General features: G+C 66.4%; 4 protein-coding genes and 4 pseudogenes. 6 read left to right on the forward strand and 2 right to left on the reverse strand.

The window, feature by feature from the left end:
- Window positions 1–119 precede the first annotated feature (119 nt).
- Window positions 120–692 (reverse strand): hypothetical protein, encoded by a 573-nt coding sequence (locus AC0699_RS39340; RefSeq protein WP_478671372.1) that lies wholly within the window; start codon window positions 690–692, stop codon window positions 120–122.
- Between the two features lie 288 nt (window positions 693–980).
- Here AC0699_RS39340 and AC0699_RS39345 point away from each other — a divergent pair.
- A pseudogene (locus tag AC0699_RS39345) lies at window positions 981–1,283 on the forward strand (helix-turn-helix domain-containing protein); the annotation flags it as partial.
- Between the two features lie 96 nt (window positions 1,284–1,379).
- On the opposite strand, the gene AC0699_RS39350 reads toward AC0699_RS39345, so the two are convergent.
- Window positions 1,380–1,736, reverse strand: a complete 357-nt coding sequence (locus tag AC0699_RS39350) for a hypothetical protein (RefSeq protein WP_478671381.1) — start codon at window positions 1,734–1,736, stop codon at window positions 1,380–1,382.
- Between AC0699_RS39350 and AC0699_RS39355 the strand changes: the two genes are divergently transcribed.
- The 5 genes and pseudogenes from AC0699_RS39355 to AC0699_RS39375 all read left to right on the forward strand — a co-directional run.
- Window positions 1,635–2,069, forward strand: coding sequence for a hypothetical protein (locus tag AC0699_RS39355; RefSeq protein WP_478671387.1), 435 nt, complete (start codon window positions 1,635–1,637; stop codon window positions 2,067–2,069). The two genes, AC0699_RS39350 and AC0699_RS39355, sit on opposite strands and share 102 nt — an antisense overlap.
- Window positions 2,070–2,405: 336 nt before the next feature.
- Window positions 2,406–2,663, forward strand: a pseudogene (locus tag AC0699_RS39360) (transposase); the annotation flags it as partial.
- 20 nt (window positions 2,664–2,683) lie between these two features.
- Entirely contained in the window at window positions 2,684–3,028 is a 345-nt protein-coding gene (locus AC0699_RS39365) for a hypothetical protein (protein ID WP_478671377.1), read from the forward strand.
- Window positions 3,025–3,573 (forward strand): annotated as a pseudogene (locus AC0699_RS39370) (ATP-binding protein); the annotation flags it as partial. The gene AC0699_RS39365 and the pseudogene AC0699_RS39370, both read left to right, overlap by 4 nt.
- Before the next feature lie 651 nt (window positions 3,574–4,224).
- Window positions 4,225–4,326, forward strand: a pseudogene (locus AC0699_RS39375) (IS21-like element helper ATPase IstB); the annotation flags it as partial.
- Window positions 4,327–4,520: the final 194 nt, after the last annotated feature.

Here is a 4,520-nt window from a genome sequence, read left to right on the forward strand (position 1 = left end):
CCCACAGGTCATCAGGCACAAGATCGTCAGACACTGCCGCCACAACACCCAACTGCCAAGCCAACACGCCGATCTCATTCTGAAATGATCAGTAAGGCGCAGGCTCAGTCGCGACGAGGTCAGCCGCTGGGCTTGGGGGCCGGGGCCGGGGCCGGCCCCGGAGGCGCCTGGGGAAGATCGCCGAACAGGTGAAACCACGTCCCGCCCGCGATCAGCAACCCAAGAACACCGAGGGCGAGCCCGCCCCATACTGCCATTCGTACCCACGGCGTGGCACCCCTGGCACTGACCAACACAAAGGCCGCGAGCAGGATGGCGGCGAGTGCAAAAACACCGTTGACAGCAGCGGTGGTATGCCATGCCCCGCCGAGGACCTGCTCAATCTGCCGATTCAGACTCTGGGAAGACCCGTTGAGCTGTGCGATCGTCCGTTGGCGTTCCGCCAGTACGGGGGCAAGCCAGACCCCAGTGAGTGACACCAGGCCGAGACCAGCGCACACCACAGCTGCCGCGCCCGTCACGATCCCAGTGGACCGGGGCGTGTCCGACTTACCAGTCGACTCGTCCTCGGCATGTACATCGTCGGTGACCTTGCCGTCCTCGGAAAAGACGGTGTCGGCCATCTCGTTCTCAGCGAACTCGTCGGCTGCTGCCTCGAGGCCTGCCTTGCCGAATATGGTGAAATCGTTCATCGACCATAAACCTTACGCGGGATGGAATAGGGACCGTAAATCTTACGTCGGAAGGTAGAAGGCTGGCCCTCCTGAGGGTGTAAAGGGAGACGGTTGCTCGGCGAGGCGCTCGATCAGCGGTAGAGCTAAGCTCCCACGAATACCTGGGGGTGAACAGAATAATGAGTCCGATTCGGACCCCAACTGTCGCGGAGGGTTATGAGCTGCGTCAACGCGAAGAGTCAGTTACCGGGATCTGGAGTAAATCAGTTCGGGAGTATCGGCGCGGGCCACTGGCGTGGCCCCAAGATGCCGGTCCAGCACCTGCGGGTCCGGGAGATTGATGACGACGAGGGCAGGCGGTTGCTGCGGATCATCCGCAGAGGTACCGGTTCGGTGGTGACCTGGCGGCGGGCCCAGATGGTGCTGTTATCCGCACAGGGCATGCCCGTGGCGAAGATCGCCGAGGTGTCGTTCACCAGCGCGGACCGGGTCCGGGACGTGCTGCACAACTTCAACGCGGACGGCTTCGACTCGCTCTACCCGAAGTACAAGGGCGGCCGCCCGAGAACCTTCACCCTTCCCGAACGCCGGGAGATCAAGAAGATGCTTGCCGGCCGTGGTGCGGATGCGGTTGCCGGTCAGCTCGCTCAAGACGTTTCCTTCATGCTCGGGTGGGGGGTGAAGGGGCGGGTGCCGGTCAGCTCGTCATAGACCGACAGCGGTCGCCGACCGACCTCGATGCGGGTGGCCGCGGCCTGGTTCAGCAGGGCCTTCAAGGGGCGAGCCTCCTCCCCCCGTGGCTGTGGGCGGGCCGGGACGGGATGTCGCCGGTGGTGGTCCGGCGTCCCTTGCCGGTGGGCAGGCCGTCCCAGTGCTGTTCTTCGACGACGTGGACACCGCGGCCGACCGCCCGTGGGTGCATGGCCAGCAGCGTCTCGGCCCCTGGTGTCGGGGGGTGGAGTGCAGCATGACCTGGGACTTCGTGGCTCGGACCTCGACCAGGTGGCGGGGGCGGACGCGGCGGGCGGGCACCGAGTAGAGGTTGCCGGCGAAGGCGACCAGGCAGTCCTTGCCGACCGGACGCAGGTGTCGCTCGGCCACGAGATACGGGGTCACCGGCAACGGTTTGAGGGCCGCGTGGTCGCGGGCTGCCCTTTCGCCGATGACCTCCCGGTGAGTCTTGTGGATCTGGGCCTGTCGCTGCGGCACCCAGGCGGCGAAAGCGGCGTCCATCTCCTTGACGGAGGAAAAAGCGCGGCCGGACAGGACGTGGTCGCGGACGATGAGGACCTGGCGTTCGACGCGGCCTTTGCCGGTGGGCCGGTAGGCGGCGAGCACGTCGCTATCCGCCGCCCTCAGCAGTCCTGTTCTGGCGCCGCAGCCGTCAGGCCATAGCCCGCCACTGTCACTATCAGCGGCCTTCACTCGTTGGAGGGGCGCTCGAGCAGGACCGCTTCCGGCGCCCCACCAGCCAAGCCGGACGAAGAAGAAGATCGATGCCCGCGTAGAAGTGGAGGCGCAGGACGAGCGGGCGCAGTGTGCTCCAGGTGGAGCGGGACTCGGCCGCGGGTGGCGCGTCGGGACTTTCGGTTCCCCGTACGGGGTGTCGGCGTACAAGTGAAGATGGTGTCCCGCCGAGTGGTGTAGCAGCGATCTCGGCATAGCCCCTGGTCATGAGGCGGCCATCGCGCAACTCTCCGAGTAGTGAAGCTCGTTGAGAGAGGTGACGCGATGGCCTTGTCCCAGCATGACTTACTCCGGCTGATGGAGTCACTGCGTACGGCGGACGGAATCGAGTTGATCAGGGTTCTCGCACAGAGGATCCTGCAGGAACTCATCGAGGCTGAGGCCACCGCCCACATCGGCGCGGAGCCCGGCGAGCACGCCGAGACCCGTACGACCTGGCGCAACGGTCACCGCGACAGAGTGCTGACCACGCAGGCCGGGGACCTGGACCTGGCGATCCCCAAGGTCCGTACCGACAGCTACACATCGACGCCGCCCTTCTCGTGGGCGCCCTCGATGCCGGGCCGGCACTGGGGCGCCACCTCGCGCACGAGCACATCGTCGCCGGCCTGGCCACCGCGCTGCGGGCCGGGGCCCTGACCGCGGACGCGGTGGCACTGGAGGCCCGCAAGGCGGCCCAGGCTGAGGACGAACCCGCTGCCGCCGAGGTCCCGGTGCCGCGGCCGGCTGCTGGGCCAGGAGAGGCGAGCGTGACGTTCCTGCACGAGTGGAAGCTGAACCATCTTCCGCCGGACACCAGGCCGCTGCCTTCCGTGACCCACTACGACCAGTTGCTCCGACACCGCCGCGCCGGCGGCGGTGACCTGCGAGAGGGAGAAGCGCCATGACCACCCTGCCCCGCCAGCGGAACCTGACCGAGCAGGCCGCGACCACGGCCATCGACACCGCATGCCGACTGCTGCGGCTGCCGTCGATCCGCAACGAGTTCGCCGAGATCGCCGACCGGGCGGCGAAGGACCAGATGACCTACCGGGGCTTCCTCGCCGAGCTGCTGATGACCGAGTGCGACGACCGGGCCCGACGCCGCTCGGAACGGCGGATCAAGGCGGCCGGATTCCCCCGGGACAAGTCGCTGAGGACCTTCGACTTCAACGCCAATCCCAACATCGACCCGGCTGTGGTCAACACTCTCGCCAGCTGCGAGTGGATCAAGAAGAGCCAGCCGCTCTGCCTGATCGGCGACTCCGGCACAGGCAAGTCCCACATGCTCATCGCCCTGGGCACCGAGGCCGCAATGCAGGGCTACCGGGTCCGCTACACCCTCGCCACCAAGCTCGTGAACGAGCTGGTGGAGGCCGCCGACGAGAAGCAGCTGAACAAGACGATCGCCCGCTACGGCCGTGTCGACCTTCTCTGCATCGACGAGCTCGGCTGTGCGCCACGAGGCGCTGATGGATCTCGCGGGATGAGAGGCCCGCCGCCGGTCCTCGCAGGGACCGGTTGAAGCTGGAGGCAGGCTGAACCCCGGGTTGGGGGTGAGGCCGGAAGCAGCCTCGACAACGTAGGGGCGGACCGACACCACCAGACGGTTCGTGCCCGCAAGCGAAGACGGAATGGGTGCAAGGAAACTGAACCAGTGGTTGACGTCCCGTGAGTCGTCAGCGGCCTGCCGAACCTGGTGGATGGGCCGCTTTGCAGTGCTGGAGAGTGCTCTATCCGATGGCCTCTCCTCTCCCGTCGCCTCTATCCCATGGGTTTCGGGAGGCCCGGACCAAGACTGCGATGTGCGGTCCGTGGCGATGCTGCCGGGGTATAGCTGGGCACCGAAGCCGTCACAGAGATCCTCAGTGAACGTGGGAAGCGATCTGGCATCGCCCTTCCCGTCCGGCAGCCGGCCGGACGGCGGGCAGGCGCAATGCCCGCTGATGACGCCAGATCGTGGCGGAGTCGCCGTAGTACTCGGAGGCCGGGAAAGCCGGTCACATGGGGAAGGGCGACAGCGTGATGACAACGTCCGGTTCGGCGGGCGGGGACGGGAAAACCGACACCTGAAAGGGTGCACGGCGTCTCGTCCCCGACCCAACACATGGAACTCGACCGCCACGGCGCCGAACTCCTCTTCCAGGTGCTGACCGAACGCGAGGAGAGGAACAGCGTCGCCATCGCCTCCAACGGGGCGTTCACGAAAGCGCACATGTTCCGGCGAACCCGTGCCAGGCGGTGCCTGAACAGCACAGGTTCCGGCAGCAACTCGGATGCTGCATGATCGAACGGTGTTGGTCGAACTAGTGTCCCGAGTCGGAGATTCGTCGGCAGTATGTTGCGACTTTGTCGAGGATTTCGTCGGCTGTTTTGGTCCAGATGAAGGGCCGTGGGTTG

It is taken from the genome of Streptomyces sp. NPDC043870, from assembly GCF_056435785.1.

Coding starts and splice junctions, on each gene's coding strand:
- AC0699_RS39340 (WP_478671372.1), bottom strand. CDS start 692: ATGAACGATTTCACCATATTCGGCAAGGCAGGCCTCGAGGCAGCAGCC.